This window comes from Nesterenkonia lutea (genome assembly GCF_014873955.1).
In the GTDB taxonomy this organism is placed as follows: Bacteria; Actinomycetota; Actinomycetes; order Actinomycetales; family Micrococcaceae; genus Nesterenkonia; species Nesterenkonia lutea.
The window spans coordinates 498,057-518,970 of record NZ_JADBED010000001.1; the positions used below are offsets into that span (position 1 = coordinate 498,057).

Sequence of the window (20,914 nt, forward strand, 5' to 3'; positions counted from 1 at the left end):
CACATATCGCCGCTGTCGTACTGCACGACGGCGGCGATTTGCCGTCCGCCCCGATCGACTCTGCGTCCGGCAAGCCCGCCCCGACCAACTCGGACCCGACCAACTCTGCACCGACCAACTCTGCGCCGGGCGAGGCATACACCAGCGCCGCCGAGCGCGCGCGGGAGGCCATCGCCGCGCAGACCCGACACCCGGACACCATCATCGAGTTCTCCGCCTCCGAATACCGCGGGGTCCAGGACCTCTCCCGCTCGCTGCACTCGCACCTGCTCGAGGACCGCCGCCACGCACGCCAGAGCGCGACCGCCGGAAGCACCGGGACCAAGAACACCCAGCTCTGGCGCAGCCTGGAGCGCCAGCTGCCCGACGGCTTCAACCCCCGCCACCAGTGGCTCTGGATCCTCCCCGCCGGCACCATCCCCACCACGGATGCCCTGGAGCGGCTCGAGGAGCGGCTGTTCACGGTCAAGGATGAGGAGCACCACTCCCAGATCCAGGTGATCGGCGCCAAGCAGCTCTACGCCGAGACCCCGGAACGTCTGGTCAACGTGGGACTGTTCAGCGCCCGCTCCGGCGAGGTGCTCACCGGCACCGAGCCGAAAGAGCTGGACCAGGGCCAGTACGACGGCCGCGACGCCGTCCCCGCCGTCTCCGGCGCGGGGATGCTCGTCCACGCCCCCCTCTTCGGCGACCTCGGCGGCTTCGACCCCGGCCTGAGCGGAGACTATGCCTCCGCGCAGTTCTGCCGCCGGGCTCGCGAGGTCGGCGCGCAGATCGTCATCGAACCCACCGCCCGGGTGCTGCGCGAAGACCCGCCGCGCCGGGAGATCGTGCACCGCCTCGGCGGCACCCTGTATCTGCCCGCGCAGCAGCGGATCGGCCAGATCCGCCGCCGGCTGGTCAACGCCAGTCCGCTTGCGGTTCCCTTGCTGTGGCTGGGAATGTGGGTGGCTGCGCTGCTGCGGCTGATCGGGATGACCGTGGTGAAGGTCCCTGACGCCGGTGTGGGTCAGTTCTTCGCCGCCGTGGGAGCCCTGCTCGGACTGGGGACGACGGCGCACACTCGCCGCTTCGACGCCCAGGGCCGCAGAGCCGCGCTCGCCAGGCTCCGTCGCGACGAACAGATCGAGTCCTCCGCCAAGCACCTGCGCGCCGGTCGGGAGGCCGAGTCGCAGATGATGCTCAGCTCCGCTGCGATCCGGCACCAGCGCCGGTCGGCGATGACCGCAGAGACCGTCTCGGCGCCGCGGACCAGCTTCACCCCCGGGTTCTACGGCGAGCCGGATGACACCGGTGAGCGGGAGAACAACGAGGACGCGCTCCTGGAGGTCGGCGCCTCCGACGGCGAGTTCGACGAGATGCCCTCCCGCCGCTCCGGCGACCGGCTCGGCCTGTTCCTGATGATGCTGGGTGTGATCGGAGCTTCGCTGCTCGCCTTCCGCGGGCTGCTGGCCGCCGAAGCCATCACCGGTGGCGCGGCCCTGCCCGTGGCCGGCTCCCTGCAGGAGGTCTTCGCCCACACGCTGAGCTTCCTCGCCGTGGACAGCCTCGGGGCGCGCTCCGCCGCGGACCCCTTGACCCTGATCCTGCTGGTCCTCTCCGCGCTGAGCCTCGGCCACGGCTCGGCCGTGCTGGTCTGGCTGCTGATCCTCGCGCTGCCGCTGAGCGCACTGACCGCCTGGTACGCCGCCGGCCTCTGGTCCACCCGGGCCTCCCGCCGAGTGGTCTCCGCGCTGCTCTGGGCGGCGCTGCCCACCCTGCACATCGCTGTGGGGGAGGGCCGCATCGGCGCTGTCCTGGTCCACATCCTGCTGCCGGTGGCCGTCGTGGCGACAGTCCGCGCCGCGGGCCGCGCCGCCGTCGGCCTCGGGGTCGCCGGAAGCTGGGAGTACGCCACCGGCGCCGCGCTGCTGCTGATGGTGCTCACCGCCGCCGCCCCGGCGCTGCTGCCCCTGGTGGTCATCATCGGGGTGGTCCTGGCGCTGGTGCTGGGCCGGCGCGGACGTCCGCTGTGGCTGATCCCGCTGACCTCGCTCGCGGTGGCTGTGCCGATGATCGCCTCGGCGCTCACCCAGGGCAAGAACCTCGCGTCCGTGCTGGTCCACGAGCCCGGCCGCGCGCTGGCAGCCGATGCCGCGCCGGTCTGGCAGCAGCTGCTCGGCTTCTCCCGCGCCTTCGACCCGGCCGCAGGCCTCGCCGCCGCGGGAGCCTCCGGATCCTGGCTGCCGGGCTACCTCGAGGGTGACTTCTGGAACCTTCGCATTGCTCTGCTCATCGGTCTGCCGCTGCTGCTGATCGCCCTGCTGGGGATGTTCACCGGAGGCCGCACCCGCCCGCTGCCGATCGTGGCCGGAGCGATCCTGCTGGGAGCCCTGGGCCTCTCGGTGCTGGTCTCGCTGCTCGCCGCCGGATCCGACGGCACCGCCGTGATCGGCGGCAATCCGGGCCCCGTGGTCTCGGTGATGCTCTTCTGTCTGCTCGCGGCCGGAATGGCTTCGCTGGACCGGTTCCCGCTGGCCTTCCCCCGCGTGGGCGGCACCATCACCCCTGTGATCTCCACGCTGCTGGTCCTCTCCATCGGTGCCTCACTGGTGCTGTTCTACGGCCCCCGCATGGCCCCGGGTGCGCAGCTGACCGGGCAGCCGCTGACCGCCGTGAACGCCGCGCCCACGCTCATCGAACCCGGATCCGTGCGTCAGCTGCCCGCCACCGCCGCGGACCAGGGCGACGGTCCTGCACAGCTGCGAACACTGGTGCTCTCCTCCGCCGATCCCGGGGTGATCGGCGAGCTGGTCTCCGGCCAGGGCCGCACGCTGGACAAGTCCCGCGCCGTGATCGCTGCCGGCGATGCCCCGCTGTGGGCCCAGCCCGAGCGCATCCCGGAACTGCTCGGCGGCACCGCCGGTCAGCCCGCCGACGCCGCCCCTGCCACTGACGCCGAGGCCGAGTTCTCCCTCGCCGACCAGCGCCTCTCCGCGCTGATCGCTGCGCTGATCACCCCGGGCGCCGTGCAGACCCAGGAGCTGATGGCCGAGCTGGGCATCGGCTACGTGCTCATCGACCCGGGCGAGCCCGCCGCGCTGACCGACGCCGTGGACACCGCCGCCGGACTCATCTCCGTGGGCAGGACCGATCGTGGTGAGCTCTGGCGCGCCGAGGTCGACGAGGAGAACCTCCTTCCGGCAGCGGAGGGGATCTCCGGAGTGCCCACCGCCTGGGCGCGGATCGTGGACCCGCAGGGCGAGGTCCAGGCGCTGCTGTCCGCCGAGGAGCAGAAGCTCAGTGTGGACCTCGAGGAGGTCACAGCGGACGACGGCGCCGGGCTGGGTCTGGACCCGGGAGGCGAGTACCTGCTGGAGCTGGCCACCGAAGCCGCGAACGGCTGGCAGGCCAGCTGGGAGGGTGAGGCCCTGGAGGCGGCCACCGTGCTCGCCGAGCCGACCGAGGACGGTGCAGCGGGATCAGCCGCCTGGATGCAGCGTTTCGAGCTGCCCTCCGAAGCGCTGTCTGCTCAGGGTGAGAGCCTGCAGGGTCAGCTGAGCGCGGAGCATCGCAGCCTGTATCAGCTTCCCGTGCTGATCGCCCTGGGTGCCTTCCTGCTGCTGGTGATGCTGATCGCCCTCCCGCTGCCGCGGGGGACACGCATCCTGCCGGTGGCGAACACCGATCAGCTGGAAGGACGCCGAGGATGAGCGCCAAAAAGGTCAGGGTCAAAAAGCTCATCAAGGAGCAGCGCCGCGCCCGGGAGCGGGCCATCCGCGAGCAGCAGCGCGCCGCCACGGAGAAAGCCAAACAGGAGGCCGCCGCCGCCCGCGCCGAACTCAAGGCTGATGAGCTGCGACTGCGCGAGGAGCAGAAGGCCCAGCGCCTCGCTGAGAAGCAGGACGCCGCCACGGCATCCAGAGAGCGGGCGCCGAAGGACCAGGCGGCCAGCACGCGGACATCGAGCACGACCCTCGCACCCACGCCCGCACCTACGCCCGCAGCCGCCGCCGCGTCCTCGCCCGACCCCTCGTCCGACCCCCGGGCCCGCGGCTCGCGAAGGGACCGTCGAGCCGGAGAACATTCCTCCGCAGCCGGCACCCGCGGCGCGGGGACGCGGACGGCCGCCGTCGTCGTCACGGTGAGCGTCCTCGCGGCACTGGTCGGCTCCGTGGTGCTGGACGGACTGATGGATGGACGGTCCGAGGCGGCAGCCGGTGCCGGAGCAGGCGAGAACGCCGCCGCTCTGGGCGCCGCCGCCGTGGCCGCGCCGCGCAGCGGACAGAGCTTCATCTGCCCGCCCATGCCCGGACAGCCGGATTCGCTGAGCACCGATGGTGAGCTGGAATACCGTGATCGGGACTCCTCGGCCTCCGCGCAGTTCTCAGCGGTGCTCTTCGCCACGGATCTCAGTGGAAGCTTCCCCGCGTCCGAGTGGGCCCAGCTGAACCAGGAGTCGCGGGTCAATGAGATCACGCTGACCGAGGGCTCCGAGACGCAGGCCCCAGACTCGGAGGCCGCCGCAGAAGAAGCCCCGCTGGGCCAGCGTGAGGCCGTCTATGAGTCCTCAGCCGATCCGGTCCGGCCTCCGCTGCTCAGCGTCGACGCCGCAGCCGACGGCGGCGCGCTGGCTGCCGCCGCCCTCTACGAGTACCAGGCCGACGCTGGCCCGGTGGCAGGTCTCGCGGTGGGCGAGTGCACGGCCCCGGAACGCACCCAGTGGTTCTTCGGCCCCGAGATCGCCGCCGGAGCCTCCTCGCTGCTCACCCTGGCGAATCCCTTCGATCGCTCGGCCACCGTGGAGGTCACCAGTGTGGACTCTGAGGGCGACCGCGGCACCCGTGGCGCCCGCTCCGTGGTGGTCCCGGGACAGACCACCCGCGCAGTGAACATCGCCGGACTGGCCTCCGCCGGAACTGAGCTGGGGATCTCGGTCCGCTCCTCGGGAGCCCCGGTCACCGCCCAGCTGCAGTCCTCCCGAGGCTCCGGCGTCACCGGCACCGGGATCGAGTTCCTCCCGGGGCTGACCGAGCCCGGCACCAGTCACGTCATCCCCAGGGTCTCCGTGCCGGAAGGCATCAGCGAGGCCGAGGGCACTGCGGAAGACGAAGCGGACCCTGAAGAAGACACGGACGAGGAAGAACCGGCCGGGCCGACCCCGCCACAGCTGTGGATCCACGTCCCAGGAGATCAGGGCGCCACAGTGGAGCTCCAGGTCTACGGCGAGGACGGGCAGCAGAGCATCGACACTCCTGGCGTGTTCACCGTGGACGGGGGAGAGGTCGACGTGATCGACCTCCAGGGCCTCGAGCCCGGAGTCACGGACATCCGCGTGCGCACCGACGTTCCTGCCCATGCCGCGATCCGCAGCGACTCCGCAGCAGGCACCGACTTCAGCTGGGCCGCCCCGGCGGATGCCCTCACCGAGGGCTCCGGCACGTTGCTGCCCGAGGTGGGGGAGTCTGAGCTGCGGCTGTTCGCCTCCGGCGCCGGAGGCACCGTCGCCTACCGGGTGATGGACACCGAGGGTGATTTCGGCGAGGAACAGACCGTCGAGCTTGCCGCCGACGGCGGAGGCATCATCTCCGCAGAGGACATCGCCTCCGCCGCGCCCGACACCCAGGACGGCGAAGCGGAGGCCGGCGTCGTCGTCTTTGCTGCGCCTGAGCTCACCGGAGAGGGAAGCGTCCATGCCATGCTGGCCAGCACAGACGGTGAGGACGAGGAACAGATCAGCCTGTCGCCGGTCTCGCCGCTGCGCGGTGCCGACCAGTACGTTCCCGTGCGTCTGCTCCGCTGAGAAGCCCGCAGCCGGGGTGTTGCTGCTGACCATGAGGGAAAGAGGCCGAGTAAACTCATGGTCCTGGACTGGTTCAACGTCACGGGCCTGATCTCCACGGTCCGACTCCTGCGTGGCAGTCCCGGTTCTGCGCCCACCCCTGAGAGCCACCTAGCCGCGGAAGGACCTGGTCATGGAGAGTGTCGAAAGTACGGAGCAACAAGCCTCCGAGGTCGCCGCAGACATCGGCGAAATACTGAGCGAGCGAGGGTTGACTGTCGCGGTCGCCGAATCGTTGACCGGCGGGAAGCTGGCCAACCAGTTTGCGGCGGCGAAAGGTTCCGGTGATTGGTTTGTGGGCGGAGTGGTGGCCTACCAGTCATCAGCCAAGCACGGTGTGCTCGGCGTCCCTTCCGGGCCGGTGATATCCGAAGAAGCAGTCATCAGCATGGTCAACGGGGTCACTGCGATGTTCGACGCCGACGCAGGGGCAGCGGCCAGCGGGGCCGCAGGACCAGATGGGCAGGAGGGGCAGGAGCCCGGTACCACGTGGCTGGCCGCTGGGGTGCTGGGCGAGGTGGAGACCGAACTTCATCACTTCTCCGGTGAGCCGCTGGAGGTGCTGGCGCAGACCCAGCTGTGCTCCCTGCGGCTGCTGCGATCAGTGCTGAACCAGCACCGTGCTTCAGTGCCCGGAGGACGCTGAGCTTCACGGTCCGATCGCCCAGGTCTCAGTCGGCTTTCTCGTGCTCTAGTCCGATTCCTCGTCCTCTGCAGGGGCGTCCGCCACCTCGTCGTCGTCGAGGTCTTCCACGTCCTCATCGGAGGGGCCGGTATCGCTGTCGAGAACTGGCGGGGCGCTCTCTGTGACCTCTTCCGGTTCAGCTTCGTCAGCGGGACCGGTCTGGGTGTCACAGCCGGTGAGAGCCAGCAGGGCGACAACAGCGACCGCGGTGATGGGAGCCTTGTTCATGATTCCTGTTCTTCCTCTATACGGGTGGTCTTCCACGGTGAACCCCGGCCGATCGTGCCCGGGCGACTGATATCAGTGCCCGGCGCCGAGCTTGCCTGCCATCCGATCATGCAGGGCGAGGCTGGCGGCGTTGAGTCCGGAGATCTCCACCCGCTTGCCGTACTTCGAATACTTCTCCGTAATCGCGTCCAGAGACGCCACTGTTGAGGCGTCCCAGACGTGGGAGTTGTACATGTCGATCACGATGTGCTCGGGATCCTCGGCATAGTTGAACTGGGTGTAGAGGTCATTGGAGGAGGCGAAGAACAGCTCGCCGATGACCTCATACTTGGCGATCTCCTCACCGAAGTGCTGCTCGATCCGGCGCTCGACCGTGGCCAGGTGGGCCACCCGGCGGGCGAAGAGCACGAACGCGGTCAGCACACCGAGCCCAACGCCGATGGCCAGGTTGTGCGTCCAGACCGTGGCGATGACCGTGATCAGCATGACCGTGGTCTCGGACTTGGGCATCATCTTCAGCGTGGAGGGCTTGATGCTGTGCCAGTCGAAGGTTGCGACCGCCACGAAGATCATCACGGCCACCAGGGAAGCCATCGGAATCATTGCCACGATGTCGCCCAGGGCGACGGCGAGCACCAGCACGAAGATCCCAGCGCAGAAGGTGGAGATCCTGGTGCGGGCACCGGAGGCCTTCACGTTGATCATGGTCTGCCCGACCATGGCGCAGCCGCCCATCCCGCCGAAGAAACCGCTGATCACGTTCGCCACGCCCTGTCCCCAGGACTCACGGACCTTGCCGGAGCGGGTGTCGGTGACGTCATCGACCAGCTTGGCGGTCATCAGGGACTCGAGCAGTCCTACGGCTGCCATGCCAAGGGCATACGGGGCGATGATCTGGAAGGTCTCCAGGGTCAACGGGACATCCGGGATGAACAGGGACGGGATCGCCTGTGGCAGCTCGCCCTTGTCCCCGACCGTGGGCACGTTGAACGCGAAGACCACGGCGAGCACGGTCAGCAGCACGATCGAGACCAGCGGGGCCGGCACGATCCTCGTGATCCGCGGCAGCAGGTAGATGACCACCAGGCCCAGAGCGACCAGCGGGTAGACCAGCCAGGGCACATCGATGAGATCGGGGAACTGGGAGGTGAAGATCAGAATGGCCAGGGCGTTGACGAAGCCGACCATGACCGAGCGCGGGATGAAGCGCATCACCTTCGCGACTCCGGTGACACCCAGGATCACCTGGAAGACGCCGGCCAGGATCACTGCGGCGATGAAGTAGTCGAGCCCGTGGCTCTCCACCAGCGGGGCGATCACCAGGGCGGTGGCCGCGGTGGCGGCGGAGATCATGGCTGGTCGCCCGCCGAGGAAGGCGATGGAGACGGCCATGGTGAAGGAGGCGAAGAGCCCGATGCGGGGGTCCACGCCGGCGATCAGCGAGAACGCGATGGCCTCGGGGATCAGGGCCAGGGCGACGACGAGTCCTGCCAGGATCTCGGTCTTGAGCAGGCGGGGGGATTTCAGGGTGCGAAGAACTGACTGGCGTTCTTCCGGGGTCATTTCTGCAGAGGGCGCGACAGTGGAGGCGGCCATGAATCTCCGTTCGGCGTTGTGGGCACGGTGATGCCCGGGTTCAAGGTCTGCGAGTGTGCGCGCAACAACGCGCGCTAGAAGAATGAGGAGGCCGAGCGGTTCAGGATTGCGCGGTCTACGCCAACTTTACTCTTACGTAAGGGTAGAGTTACAAGATGTGTGACGAAGGTCTCAGTCGGAGAGCTTGCTCTGGAGGTCTTCGACGATGTGCTCAGCCTGGGTCAGGTAGGAGGCGAGCTTCCGGCGTTCCGTGGTGACCCGCTGCAGAGCTGCTTCGGCCTGCTCGCGCTGAGCCGGAGTCAGAGATTCCAGGTCCAGCAGTCCCACTACTTCGGAGATCTCCTCGAGGCTGAAGCCCAGCGGCTTGAGGTAGTTGATGCGCCGGAGTCGGGCCAGGTCGGCCTCGGTGTAGACACGAAACCCACCCTCGGTGCGACTGCTCGCTGGCAGCAGACCGATGTCGCCGTAATGGCGGATGGTGCGCAAGGAGAGACCGGTGCGCTCGGCGAGCTCACCGATGTGCATCACTTCACCCGTCAGATTCTCCGACATGTGGCCTCCCTGCATCGTGGCCGACTCCTTGAACGACGCAGCCCTCTCCGCCCTCGGGAAGGTCTTGGGTGGCATGCGCGCCTTGGCTGACCCTCACCTTACGTCAGGTTCCCCAGCGCGAGCAGGTGCAGAGGTGAACCCGAAGTGCGCTCACCGAGCAGCTTCGGTCGGCCCCGCCGCGCCGCGCCTGATGCCCGCGCGAGGACCTGGTTGCTAGGGTGAGGTCTCGTGGATTCCTCCCGTCGATGCACCAGAAGCAGCTGTGAGCGGCCCGCCGCCGCCACGCTGACTTATTCCTATAAGGACTCCACCGTGGTGGTGGGCCCGCTGAGCGTCTATGCGGAGCCGCATACCTACGATCTCTGCGACCGTCACGCCGCCTCGGTCACCCCGCCCCGCGGCTGGGAGGTCCTGCGGTTGAACCTTCCCGGTGCGCCGCAGCAGGTCGATGACCTGCTCGCCCTGGCCGATGCCGTCCGGGAATCCCCGCAGGTCCGCGCCGCAGCGCGCGCCCAGAGCCAGGCCGGGCGGCCGGAGGCGCAGACCCAGGCGTCGCAGAGTGAGGGCCGCAGAGAAGACGAGCTGGAGCTTCCCACCCGGTCCAATCGTGAGCGCATGGCGCCTCCAGCTCGAGCAGGAGGCTCGGGGATCTCCCGCGGACACCTGCGCCTGATCGACGGCTGATCGTCGCCCCATATTGGCGGCGATCACCAGCCCGGCGGGCGTTGATAGAGTGACGTGCCAATGACACCGGGAGGTCACGTGGGAACAGCTCCACACGCAGATGCGATGCATATCGGTGAACTCGCCGAGCGCACCGGCCTGTCCCTGCGCACCATCCGCCACTACGGCGACGTCGGCCTGCTGCCCGCAAGCGGACGCACCGAAGGTGGGTTCCGCCTCTACAGCGAAGCCGACCAACAGCGGCTGATGCGGATCAAGTACCTCAAACCGCTGGGCTTCAGCCTGGAGGAGCTCTCCGAGGTGGTCGCGCTGCTGGAGCTCGATGCGCTCGACGCCGAGCAGCGTGTGAAGGCCCAGACCGCGCTGGAGCACGTTGTCCGGGAGCGTGAGAAGCTCGCCGCCTACCTGCGCCAGGCGGATCTGCTCACCGAGCAGCTTCGGGGACAGCTCACCGAGCAGCCCAGCGAGCAGATCAGCGATTGAGCGTCCGGCGTGCTGCAGACCCCCGGGTGTGAGATCTTGAACACATAACTCGAACCCTTCCCTAACGTCAGGGTAGGGTCTTGGCGGTGGCCGGTTTGAGGTTCACTCACCGGTTTCCTCCTCCTCTTCCGCGCAGCGCCGCGCACAGTCACGTCGTACGAACATCCCTGGGCACTGGCGTGTCCACAACATTGAACGGAGCCTCATGGCACACTCGCCCACGGCCGTCGCCGAGGAGCTGACTCCCGAGGAACGGCAGTCTGTTCTTCGCACCCTCAAGTCCCCGCGCCTGCTCAAGACCGAGGTCCTGGCGGGGCTGGTCGTGGCGCTCGCGCTGATCCCCGAGGCCATCGCGTTCTCGCTGATCGCCGGCGTGGACCCCCGCTACGGGCTCTTCGCCTCCTTCACCATGGCCGTCTCCATCGCCTTCCTCGGCGGACGTCCGGCTATGATCTCCGCCGCCACCGCGGCCACCGCACTGGTGATCGCCCCGCTGGTAGAGAGCCACGGCATCGACTATTTCATCGCCGCAGTGATCCTGGCCGGCGTCTTCCAGGTCCTGATGGGCGTGGTCGGAGTGGCCAAGGTGATGCGTTTCATTCCGCGCTCGGTCATGGTCGGCTTCGTCAACGCCCTGGCCATCCTGATCTTCACCTCCCAGTTCCCCGATCTGATCGGCGTTCCCTGGCTGGTCTACCCGCTGGTCGCTCTGGGCCTGGTGGTCATCTACCTGCTGCCGCGGATCACCACCGTGGTCCCGCCGCCGCTGGTGGCGATCGTGCTGCTGACTGTGCTGGGCGTGGTCTTCGCACTGAACGTGCCCACGGTCGGGGACAAGGGTGAGCTGCCACAGTCCATTCCTTCACTGTTCGTGCCGGACGTCCCCTTCACCCTGGAGACCTTCCAGATCATCGCGCCCTTCGCACTGGGCATGGCCGCCGTCGGGCTACTGGAATCGCTGATGACCGCCAAGCTCGTCGATGACGTCACCGACACCCGCTCCGGCAAGGTCCGCGAGTCCTGGGGTCAGGGCGTGGCGAACATCATCACCGGCTTCTTCGGCGGGATGGGCGGCTGCGCCATGGTCGGTCAGACCATGATCAACGTGAAGGCCTCCGGTGCCCGCACCCGGATCTCCACCTTCCTGGCCGGAATCTTCGTGCTCATCCTGGCCGTGGCTCTGGGTGACATCGTCGCGATGATCCCGATGGCCGCCCTGGTCGCGGTCATGATCTTCGTCTCCATCGCGACCTTCGACTGGCACAGCATCAAGCCCTCCACGCTGAAGATGATGCCCAAGTCTGAGACCACGGTCATGCTGGTCACGGTCATCGCCACGGTCTGGACCCATAACCTGGCCATCGGTGTTGGCCTTGGCGTGCTGACCGCCTTCGTGCTCTTCGCCCGCCGCGTGGCGCACCTGGCCACGGTCGAGCGCCGGATCGAGCAGCACTTCGGTGAGGAGATCGCCAAGTATGAGGTGATCGGCGAACTCTTCTTCGCCTCCTCGAACGATCTCTACACCCAGTTCAACTATGCCGAGGATCCCGATCACGTGGTGATCGACATGTACAACTCCCACGTCTGGGACGCCTCAACGGTGGCCTCTCTGGACGCGATCACCGAGAAGTACGCCAAATACGGCAAGCGGGTGGAGATCTCCGGACTCAACGCCGCCAGCCTGGATCTGCATGGCCGCATGGCAGGCAAGCTCGGCGCCGGTCACTGACCGGACATCTGGATCAGGCCGGTTCAGGCTGAGCGCAGAACAGCAGGGCCGGTGTCCTCGGATGACGACGCCGGCCCTCTGTTCTGCCCTGCGCGGTAGGCTTGGCCACATGCCCAGTGCCAGCACATCCGCCACGCCGCGTCCCGGAACGGAACGCCCCGCCGTCGCCCTCTCCGTCGGTCTGCTGAAGATCCTGCGCTGCCCGGTCAGTGGCAGCTCGCTGCGCCAGGACGGGGATCACCTCGTCTCCACCAGTGACGAGACCCTGCGCTATGCGATCGAGCGCGGCGTGCCCAAACTGCTCGCGCCTCGCTGACATTCGCCGCGGCCACCACGACTTTTCCCAGACTCATCCGAGACAGCAGAAGGACTCCTATACCTATGAGCTTTGATCACCGCATCGCGGACATCTCCCTGCACGAGGCCGGCCGCCACCAGATCCGCCTGGCCGAGCATGAGATGCCCGGACTGATGTCCCTGCGCGCGGAGTACGGCGACTCCCAGCCCCTGGCCGGGGCCCGCATCGCCGGGTCGCTGCACATGACCGTGCAGACCGCCGTGCTGATCGAGACCCTGGTCGCGCTCGGTGCCGAGGTGCGCTGGGCCTCCTGCAACATCTTCTCCACCCAGGATGAGGCGGCCGCCGCCGTCGTCGTGGGTCCTCATGGAACCCCCGAGGACCCGCAGGGCGTCCCGGTCTTCGCCTGGAAGAACGAGACGCTCGAGGAGTACTGGTGGACCGCCAGCCAGATCTTCGCCTGGCCGGGTGTGGATGAGGACCCCACGGTCGGTGCCAACATGATCCTCGACGACGGCGCCGATGCCACCATGCTGGTGCACAAGGGCGTCGAGTTCGAGGCCGCCGGGGCCGTGCCCTCGGCCCAGGACTCGGATCCCGAGGAGTACACCTATGTGTTGGCCACCCTGCGGAAGTCGCTTGAGGAGAACCCGCAGCGCTGGACCGGGATCGCGAAGAACCTGCGTGGGGTCACCGAGGAGACCACCACGGGCGTGAACCGTCTGTACCAGTTCGCTCGCGAAGGCAAGCTGCTCTTCCCCGCGATCAACGTCAACGATTCGGTCACCAAGTCCAAGTTCGACAACAAGTACGGCGTGCGCCACTCGCTGCCCGACGGCATCATGCGCGCCACCGATGTGCTCATCGGCGGCAAGGTGTCGGTGATCTGCGGCTACGGCGATGTGGGCAAGGGTGCCGCAGAGGCGCTGCGCGGCCAGGGCTCCCGGGTCATCATCACCGAGATCGACCCGATCAACGCGCTGCAGGCCGCCATGGACGGCTACCAGGTGGCCCGCCTGGAAGACGTGCTGGAGATCGGCGACATCTTCGTCACCACCACCGGCGGCAGGGACATCATCTCCGCCGAGGCTATGCAGAAGATGAAAAACAAGGCGATCGTGGGCAACGTCGGACACTTCGACAACGAGGTGGACATCGCCGGCCTGGCCGCGATCCCAGGCGTGAAGAAGGTCGAGATCAAACCGCAGGTGCACGAATGGGTGTTCCCGGCCGAGGAGTCCCGCGCGGAGGGCCACTCCATCATCATGCTCTCCGAGGGACGTCTGCTGAACCTGGGCAACGCCACCGGGCACCCCAGCTTCGTGATGAGCTCCTCCTTCGCGAACCAGACCATCGCCCAGATCGAGCTCTTCACCAAGACCGCCCCGGACTACACGGGCGAGGACCGCTACGAGACCGACGTCTACGTGCTGCCGAAGATCCTGGATGAGAAGGTCGCCCGACTGCACCTGGAGGCGCTCGGGGCGAAGCTCACCGAGCTGTCCAAGGAGCAGGCCGACTACCTCGGTCTGGATGTGGCCGGCCCGTTCAAGCCGGAGCACTACCGCTACTGATCCCCATGCAGCGCCTGAGGGTCACCGCCGCCCTGGTATTCCTGGGCCTGGCCGTGGTGTCCCCGGCACTGCTGGTGGACTTCAACGACGACGGCGCGCCCAGCAGCTTCTGGCTGTTGGGCGCGCCGTTTGCATGTGGCCTCACCGCAGCCGCACTGGCCTGGTGGGGGCGGAGCTACGGCCTCGCCGTGATGAGCGCCTTCGTGGGGTTCCTCGCCGTGCCTGCCTGGATCTTCGTCATCTACCTGCTGGCGGGGCCCTGAGGATGTTCAGCGTGCCCTTCGCCAACTTGATCCTCAAGTCTCCCAGCGCGCCGAGTTGGTCATCCCGGCAAGCGACGTCAGCTCAGCCGGAAGCGCAGCCCGAAGTTGTTGAGCAGGGATGGCAGCCCCTGGGGATCGAGCGTGTGAGATTCCAGCTCGATCTCCGCCTGGTTGAGGATCTCGGCCATGAACTTGGAGGTCAGCAGCAGCACCAGGTGTCGTCCCGGGCAGAGACCGGGACCGGCGCTGAAGGGCACCAGCGGCCAGTCCTCCCGTGTTCGGGGATGCTCCCAGAGCTCTGGCGCGAAATGGTGGGCGAAATCCAGCTGGCGGTCGTCACGGTGGAAGAAGGGCGCGAAGACCAGCACCGAGGTGCCTGCCGGCATCACCCCGTGGCTGAACTCCACATCGGTGGTGGTCTCGCGCAGGATCATCGGCGTGGTGGGCCAGAGTCGCAGGGACTCCAGGACCGTGGCGCGGAGTCGTCCCAGCAGCGGCGTGGCCTCGCTCGCCTCCTCGGTGATCTGGTGCCTGACGGCCTCGAGGCGGGCGGGATGGCTGGCCAGCAGGGCCAGCGCACGGAAGGTCGCCATCCCCGCCGGGTCGAAGGCGAAGAGCCACTGCGGGATCTGCTGCGCCGGCTCGGCTTCGCTTCCCTGGGGCCGCTGAGACATGAAGGCCGCCAGACTGCCGGGCTCGGCACGGTCCAGTGCCGCCTGCATCTGATCCAGCAGCGCGGCACGCCCTTTTCTGTCCACCGGTTTCAGGAACGCCCAGTTCCCATCGGCCCGCAGCTTCTCGGTCAGGGCGGTCAGCTCAGTGTTCTCCCGAGCAGAGTCTCCGAGGACCACGCGCCTGACGATCCGGAACCAGGCGTCGAGGAACGGCTTGTATTCGAGGATTCCCCCGTCCGCACCCACCTGATCCAGCAGCACCTTGGCCTCCTGCTCCACCACGGGCATGAAGGCGTCCGCCATCTGGTGGATGGGACTGCCGTGTTCCAGGGTCACCTCATTGAGACGGCGGCGCTGGGTGCGTTCCGTGCCGTGGGAGATCAGCGCGACCTTGGGTTCAAGGTGTTTGAGCGCGTGGCGCTTGAGCGTCTCGGCCGTGGCGAAGGGTTCTGGAGAGTCATCCAGGACCCGGTGGACATCTTCCGGGTGGAGGATCAGTGCCATCGGGCGACCCGGGATGTTCAACATCAGTGGACCGCGGCCATATTTGTCCGCGAGGGTCTGTGCCCTGCGCACGCCGCGGCCGTCGAGGTCGAAGCGTTCGGAGGCGGCCACAAGCTTCGGCCGCCGAATGATGGGGCCCTTGGCGACCATCGGCAGCTGGATGTCGCGGAGCGCCTGCAGGGTTTCCCCCACAGTGGCTCGGGGGAGCGGGTTCTGCGTCGGAGAGATCGGTTCCACGGTCATGGTGTCCCTTCTTCGGTGACTGGCTTGTGCTCGCGGGACATGTTCATCTGCCCCCGGAGACTCCGGAGCTGATGGCGACGCCCAGTTCGGCCTGCCGGGTGTCAAGGTGCCTCAGCTGGATCGCGAGCGGGACATCGGTCTCGACTCGCAGCCCATAGGCGACGCCGAGCGGGACGGCCTGGGGATCGATGAGATCGTTGATCCGGACATGCCGCACCCGGTCGGCGGGAACCTCGACCGTGTAAGGACCCACCGGGTCCCGGTCCGGGTGGTACACGGTGACCTCGGCGCAGGCGTCTGATGAGGTCATGTTGAGCAGGCACAGCTCGTCCCGGCTGGTGAACTCAGGTTCATGCCCGGTGGAGTCCTCGGGCATGAACCCGGCGGCGAAGGCCCAGCTCGTCCTGCCCAGCGCGGTGTCGTGACTCATGAGTGTCCTTCCTCGCCGAGGATCGTGCGCAGGTGGTCATTGAGGTAGATCCCCTGCGGGTCCAGTTCCTGGCGGAGCTCGCGAAACCGATCCCATTCCGGGTACATCTGACTCAGGTGTTCGGCCGTGCGGGTGTGCTTCTTGCCCCAGTGTGGGCGGCCTCCGTAACGGAGCATCAGTGGTTCCATATCCTCGAAGTATGCGCGGTGCTCGAGCTCCGCGTTCTGCAGCAGAGCGATCGTCATGGTGGGCCGCTCCCGGGCGTTGGAGAGCATCGCCTGGTCCGGGGCTATGGTGCGGACCAGGACTCGCCAGCCGACCTTCGCCCTGTGGCGTTCCTTGATGCGTTCCCGTGCCTCGCGGAAGGCGGCGAGGCCGGACTCTCGGGGCAGCATGTATTCCATCTCATCGAAGCGCAGGTCGCGGTGATTGGGAATGATCTTGTAGGAGGGTCCGGTCTCTTCGCGCTTCACCTGGCCGGGCAGATCGATGCCATCCAGCTTGCCGGGCTCGTCAAGGATGCGGATCTGCGCCAGGTCGCTGCGCGGGTACCAGTAGAAGTCCACGTGCCGGTAGGCGGCGGCGTATTCGTCGAAATGCTCCAGCACCCAGTCGATATGTGTCATCACGTAGAGTCGGTGCAGATGGTAGGCCGGGCGCACCCGGAGCGTGAGCGAGGTCAGGATCCCCAGCGCGCCGAGCGAGACCTGGACGGCTCGGGTCAGCTCTGAGTCCGGGGCCTCCCCGGCGTCGACGCCGAAGGACAGCACCTCGCCGGTGCCTGTCACCATCCGTCCGCCGACAAGTGCCGATGAGAGGTTCCCCAGGTCTTCGCCCGTGCCGTGGGTCCCCGTGCCGATGGCCCCGGCGATCGTCTGATAGTTGACGTCTCCGAAGTTCTTCAGCGCCAGTCCGACGTCGTCCAGCTGCGCCCCCAGATCCTCGAGACCAGTGCCGGGGAGCACTGTCGCCAGTCCGGCCTCGGAGTCATGGCCGAGGAGGCCGCTCATGTCGTCCAGGGAGACGAGGACGTTCTCGGTGGCCATCAGGGGGGTGGAGGAGTGCCCGGAGCCGACGGGGCGCAGCACCCCGCCCGTCTGGACCGTGCTGCGCACAAGCCCCGCCACTGCGGCCTCGTCGCGCGGCCGGAGGAGCTTGCGCGCGGTGAAGGACACGCTCCCGGACCAGTTCGTGAACCGAGGATCACCTTCTGAGCAGGCCTCTGGCGGCGCGGTCTTCATCTGTGTGACAGTCCTGAGTGCGTCTCCAGCATGTCGCACAGGCTACTCGCTGACCTCCGAAAGTTCCTGAACAGAGCCCTTTGAGAGGCTGAGTGCATTCCGCCGGGCAGATCAGTCGGTGGGGCATTCAAGGTCGGCGGTGTCGTCGTATTCGGGGACCGGACGAGCCTCTGCATCCTCGACGGTGGTGGCGGCGCCGTTGCTGTTGATGTCCTCGATCAGCCAGTCCATCTCCGCGATCTCTCGCCGTTGGGCCTCACTGATCGCGACGGCGAGCTCGCAGACCCGGACGTCGTCGAAGTTGGCACGCTCTGAACGGGTGATGGCCATCGAATGGTGGGGGATCATCGACTTCATGTACGCGGTGTCCTGCACCGTGACCTGGCTGCGGTCCAGGACGACACCAGTGCCGAGCAGCAGCACGCTGATGACGACCACTGCGATGTTGGCCTTGGTGTTCTTGTACATGTTCATCATCCACGCGAACATCACCAGTCCCATGGCGCCACCCATGGTCAGCGCCATGATCATGCGGCTCTCGCTGAGGCGCACGTGGCTCCACTCCCAGGTGCTGACGAACATGAGGCCGTACATCACCACCATCCCGGTGAGGATCATGGCACCGAAGCGCAGATACATCTTCATCTGGTGGTGGGACTGTTTGGAGTCGTGGCCGTTCTGCGACTCGTGGCCGTGATGCTGGGTATCGTCACTGTGCTGCGTCATGATTTTCATCCTCTCCCATACTTCGATTGACCTGGTCGGACAATCTCATGTGATCGGTATCATAAAAAGCATTTGTTTCTGGGGCTACACTACTTTGTCGTTCAATGAATTGCACCAGGGGAAGGATGAGCGGCGTCGGGGCGTCCGGTCCTCCGGGGTGACGGACCCGGGTCACACAGGTGCCGCCGTGCTCTCCCGCACCACCAGTCGAGTGCGCACCACGGGCCGTCGGCTCGGCGTGGCGGGGTCCCGAAGCTGCTCCATCACTTCTTCGACGCACTCCCGCCCGAGCTCCTCGAAATCCTGGTCGATCGTCGTCAGAGGCGGGTCGAAGGCGTCTGCGTCACCGATGTTGTCGAAACCGACGACGCTGACGTCCTCGGGCACGCGTCGCCCGGCCTGACGCAGCGCACGATACAGACCCAGTGCCATCTGATCGTTGGCGCAGAACACAGCTGTGCACTCGGTGTCCGCCGGAAGCCGCAGCCCAGCTTCATAGCCGGAGCGGGCTGTCCAATCCCCGCGGACCACCGGGGGAACGGTTCGACCTGCGAGCTCGAGACTCGCCCTCCAGGCTTCCTCCCGCCTGCGCGCGGCATGCGAGACCAGGGGCCCAGCGATGTGCCACACGGTGTTGTGTCCGAGACCGAGCAGGTGCTCTGTGGCCTTGCGTGCCCCCGCGACCTGGTCTGCATCAATGCCGTAGGTGCCGGCTCCATGGTCCGCGTCAACGATGACTACCGGCACCCCGGGAGGAAGAACCAAGTGGTCCGAGTCGCGGAGATTGGTCTCCATGATCACGATCACCGCGTCGGCGGCAAGCTCCTCAAGTCGCCCGAACGCCCGGTGAACGCTGCGCTGAGTGGGGGTGCGCACCGGCAGGAGTGTGGTCGCGTACCCCACATCGGCCGCCGCCTGGGCGATCGCGTCGATGGTCCGGACGTTCCCGTAGGTAGTCATCGTGAAGGCGATGATCCCCAGCGTGCGAAAGTGTCCGCGCTTGAGGGCGCGAGCGGCGCTGTTCGGCCGGTACCCGAGATCGCGCATCGACTGCAGGACCTTGTCACGCGTGGGTCCGCTGACGTTCGAAGCATCATTGGACACTCGGGAGACGGTCTGTGACGAGACCCCCGCATGCGCTGCGACATCTGCCATGGAGACACGTCTCCCGACCTGCGGAGTGTTCAGCGGTGGCATGGCCGGGCTCCTGTCGATCGTGGTGACGATGGTATACCTGACCGTGCAGACTCCCAATACCAACCATTGTGACGTACATCATAGCGTGCTATGTTTACGCAAACATCGCGGGAGTGCAGCGTGAGGGGCGGGCTATGACAGTAGTTTCACCAGCAGTTGCGGCGGATCCTGCTGTGCGCCGTCGACGGCGGGCGGGAGCCGCCGGGTCCTCAACGGGATGGGCCTTCCTGGCCCCCTTCATGATCGTCTTCTTGCTGGTGTTCATCGCACCGATCATCTACGCGATCTACCTGAGCCTGTTTCGAGACCAGCTCATCGGCGGATCGGTCTTCGTAGGACTGGACAACTATCTGGTGGCCGCCCAGGACGGAAACTTCTGGGCGGGCCTGACGCGCGTGAGCCTCTTTCTGGCGGTGCAGGTCCCCATCATGCTGTTCCTCTCCCTGCTGGCAGCTCTCGCCCTGGACAGCGGTCGCCTCTACGGAAGCAGCTTCTTCCGGCTCTCGATCTTCCTGCCCTATGCCGTTCCCGCAGTGGTCGCCACGCTGATGTGGGGCTTCATGTACGGCACCCGGTTCGGGCTGGTGGGCAACATCAACGACAGCCTCGGCGTGAATCTCCCCGACCCGCTGTCCCCGGATCTGATCCTTGCCTCCATCGCGAACATCGTGACCTGGGAGTTCGTCGGATACAACATGATCATCTTCTACGCGGCGCTTCGGGTGATCTCCCCGTCCCTGTATGAGGCGGCCGCCATCGACGGTGCCAGCCAGCTCCGCGTCATCGCGCACATCAAGCTGCCAGCCATCCGCGGGGCCATGGTCGTGGCCGCGATCTTCTCGATCATCGGCAGCTTCCAGCTCTTCAACGAGCCCAGCATCCTGCAGACCCTGGCGCCGAACGCGATCACCTCGTCGTTCACACCGAATCTCTACGCCTACAGCCTCTCCTTCTCCGGCGGGCAGTACAACTATGCGGCCGCGGTGGCGATCATCATGGGTGTCATCACGATGATCATCGCGTACGCCGTTCAGCTCCGCGGCATACGGAAGGACGGGCAGTCATGAGCGGGGGACTGATCACCCTGCGCTCCACGCGCAGGCCCAAGACGCCGCCGAGCGTGCTGCGGCCCGCCAAGAGCAGACTCCTGACCGTGCTCATCGGTCTGATGGTGGTCTACTCGGTGGTGCCGCTCATCTGGCTCGTCATCAATGCCACCAAGAGCCAGCAGTCGCTTCTGTCCAGCTTCGGCCTGTGGTTCGCCGATGACTTCTCGTTGGTCGACAACGTGGTGGAGACCCTGACCTACGACGACGGAATCTTCCTGCGCTGGCTGTCCAACACGATGCTCTACGTGATCGCCGGGGCTGGGGGAGCCACCATCCTGGCCGTGCTGGGCGGATACGCGCTGGCCAAGTTTGATTTCGTGGGCAAGCCGGCGGTCTTCGCCGTGGTCATCGGCGCTGTCGCGGTTCCCGGCACCGCGCTGGCCGTGCCGACCTTCCTGATGTTCAGCGAGATGGGCCTGACAAACACTCCCTGGGCGGTGATCATCCCGACGCTGATCTCACCCTTCGGCCTCTACCTGATGTGGATCTTCTGTGCCGATTCGATCCCGCGGGACCTCATGGAAGCCGCACGGATCGATGGGGCCAACGAGCTCAGGCTCTTCCTGCAGGTCTGCCTGCCGCTGCTCAAACCGGGCATCGTGACCGTGGCGCTGTTCAACATGGTGGCCACCTGGAACAACTACTTCCTGCCGCTGATCATGCTCCGCAACGAGAACCTCTATCCACTGACGCTGGGGCTCACCGCCTGGAACCGACAGGCGTCGACCATCGGCGGCGAAGCCATATTCCATCTGGTCATCACCGGGGCACTGTTGACGATCATTCCGTTGATCGTGGTCTTCCTGCTGCTGCAGCGGTACTGGCAGAGCGGGCTCTCACTCGGAAGCACCAAAGAGTAATCGCGAACACTCTCTTG

At 66.8% G+C, this 20,914-nt stretch carries 19 protein-coding genes; 11 read left to right on the forward strand and 8 right to left on the reverse strand.

From position 1 onward, the window contains the following. Positions 1-38: 38 nt before the first annotated feature. From H4W27_RS02375 to H4W27_RS02385, 3 genes are all read left to right on the forward strand, one after another. Entirely contained in the window at positions 39-3,692 is a 3,654-nt protein-coding gene (locus H4W27_RS02375) for a glycosyltransferase family 2 protein (RefSeq protein WP_192594506.1), read from the forward strand. Beyond that, positions 3,689-5,782, forward strand: coding sequence for a DUF5719 family protein (locus H4W27_RS02380; RefSeq protein WP_192594507.1), 2,094 nt, complete (start codon positions 3,689-3,691; stop codon positions 5,780-5,782). Before H4W27_RS02375 ends, H4W27_RS02380 begins: the two co-directional genes overlap by 4 nt. Before the next feature lie 172 nt (positions 5,783-5,954). Continuing rightward, positions 5,955-6,467 carry a CinA family protein gene (locus tag H4W27_RS02385; protein ID WP_192594508.1) on the forward strand — a complete coding sequence of 171 codons (513 nt, stop codon included), beginning with the start codon at positions 5,955-5,957 and terminating at the stop codon, positions 6,465-6,467. A 45-nt stretch (positions 6,468-6,512) separates the two neighbouring features. On the opposite strand, the gene H4W27_RS02390 is transcribed toward H4W27_RS02385, so the two are convergent. The 3 genes from H4W27_RS02390 to H4W27_RS02400 all read right to left on the reverse strand — a co-directional run bounded on the left by H4W27_RS02390 (position 6,513) and on the right by H4W27_RS02400 (position 8,882). Further along, on the reverse strand, positions 6,513-6,734 hold the full coding sequence (locus H4W27_RS02390) for a hypothetical protein (protein ID WP_192594509.1): 222 nt from the start codon (positions 6,732-6,734) through the stop codon (positions 6,513-6,515). A gap of 72 nt (positions 6,735-6,806) precedes the next feature. Beyond that, positions 6,807-8,330 carry a SulP family inorganic anion transporter gene (locus H4W27_RS02395; protein ID WP_192594510.1) on the reverse strand — a complete coding sequence of 508 codons (1,524 nt, stop codon included), beginning with the start codon at positions 8,328-8,330 and terminating at the stop codon, positions 6,807-6,809. A gap of 171 nt (positions 8,331-8,501) precedes the next feature. Beyond that, positions 8,502-8,882, reverse strand: a complete 381-nt coding sequence (locus H4W27_RS02400) for a MerR family transcriptional regulator (protein ID WP_225938973.1) — start codon at positions 8,880-8,882, stop codon at positions 8,502-8,504. Between the two features lie 228 nt (positions 8,883-9,110). On the opposite strand from H4W27_RS02400, the gene H4W27_RS02405 reads away from it, so the two are divergent. The 6 genes from H4W27_RS02405 to H4W27_RS02430 all read left to right on the forward strand — a co-directional run bounded on the left by H4W27_RS02405 (position 9,111) and on the right by H4W27_RS02430 (position 13,913). Further along, positions 9,111-9,566, forward strand: a complete 456-nt coding sequence (locus tag H4W27_RS02405) for a DUF3499 domain-containing protein (RefSeq protein ID WP_192594511.1) — start codon at positions 9,111-9,113, stop codon at positions 9,564-9,566. A 78-nt stretch (positions 9,567-9,644) separates the two neighbouring features. Next, on the forward strand, positions 9,645-10,049 hold the full coding sequence (locus H4W27_RS02410) for a helix-turn-helix domain-containing protein (protein WP_404821841.1): 405 nt from the start codon (positions 9,645-9,647) through the stop codon (positions 10,047-10,049). A gap of 205 nt (positions 10,050-10,254) precedes the next feature. Continuing rightward, complete coding sequence (locus H4W27_RS02415) at positions 10,255-11,778, forward strand: SulP family inorganic anion transporter (protein WP_192594512.1); 1,524 nt, start codon at positions 10,255-10,257, stop codon at positions 11,776-11,778. Between the two features lie 109 nt (positions 11,779-11,887). Then, on the forward strand, positions 11,888-12,094 hold the full coding sequence (locus H4W27_RS02420; protein WP_192594513.1) for a hypothetical protein: 207 nt from the start codon (positions 11,888-11,890) through the stop codon (positions 12,092-12,094). A 65-nt stretch (positions 12,095-12,159) separates the two neighbouring features. Next, positions 12,160-13,650: an adenosylhomocysteinase gene (gene ahcY / locus H4W27_RS02425; RefSeq protein WP_192594514.1), complete on the forward strand. Its 1,491-nt coding sequence runs from the start codon at positions 12,160-12,162 to the stop codon at positions 13,648-13,650. Between the two features lie 5 nt (positions 13,651-13,655). Continuing rightward, positions 13,656-13,913, forward strand: a complete 258-nt coding sequence (locus H4W27_RS02430; protein ID WP_192594515.1) for a hypothetical protein — start codon at positions 13,656-13,658, stop codon at positions 13,911-13,913. A gap of 77 nt (positions 13,914-13,990) precedes the next feature. On the opposite strand, the gene H4W27_RS02435 is transcribed toward H4W27_RS02430, so the two are convergent. The 5 genes from H4W27_RS02435 to H4W27_RS02455 form a co-directional block, all read right to left on the reverse strand. Next, positions 13,991-15,334 (reverse strand): cytochrome P450, encoded by a 1,344-nt coding sequence (locus tag H4W27_RS02435; protein ID WP_192594516.1) that lies wholly within the window; start codon positions 15,332-15,334, stop codon positions 13,991-13,993. Positions 15,335-15,377: 43 nt separating this feature from the next. Further along, positions 15,378-15,764, reverse strand: coding sequence for a sensory rhodopsin transducer (locus H4W27_RS02440; RefSeq protein ID WP_192594517.1), 387 nt, complete (start codon positions 15,762-15,764; stop codon positions 15,378-15,380). After that, complete coding sequence (locus H4W27_RS02445; protein WP_192594518.1) at positions 15,761-17,005, reverse strand: D-arabinono-1,4-lactone oxidase; 1,245 nt, start codon at positions 17,003-17,005, stop codon at positions 15,761-15,763. Before H4W27_RS02445 ends, H4W27_RS02440 begins: the two co-directional genes overlap by 4 nt. Before the next feature lie 111 nt (positions 17,006-17,116). Next, on the reverse strand, positions 17,117-17,731 hold the full coding sequence (locus H4W27_RS02450) for a DUF305 domain-containing protein (protein WP_225938974.1): 615 nt from the start codon (positions 17,729-17,731) through the stop codon (positions 17,117-17,119). A gap of 171 nt (positions 17,732-17,902) precedes the next feature. Beyond that, positions 17,903-18,928, reverse strand: a complete 1,026-nt coding sequence (locus tag H4W27_RS02455; protein ID WP_225938975.1) for a LacI family DNA-binding transcriptional regulator — start codon at positions 18,926-18,928, stop codon at positions 17,903-17,905. Positions 18,929-19,062: 134 nt separating this feature from the next. On the opposite strand from H4W27_RS02455, the gene H4W27_RS02460 reads away from it, so the two are divergent. Both H4W27_RS02460 and H4W27_RS02465 read left to right on the forward strand, forming a co-directional pair. Further along, positions 19,063-19,995 carry a carbohydrate ABC transporter permease gene (locus H4W27_RS02460; RefSeq protein ID WP_192594519.1) on the forward strand — a complete coding sequence of 311 codons (933 nt, stop codon included), beginning with the start codon at positions 19,063-19,065 and terminating at the stop codon, positions 19,993-19,995. Next, positions 19,992-20,897, forward strand: a complete 906-nt coding sequence (locus H4W27_RS02465) for a carbohydrate ABC transporter permease (protein WP_192594520.1) — start codon at positions 19,992-19,994, stop codon at positions 20,895-20,897. The genes H4W27_RS02460 and H4W27_RS02465 overlap by 4 nt, the downstream gene beginning before the upstream one ends. Positions 20,898-20,914: the final 17 nt, after the last annotated feature.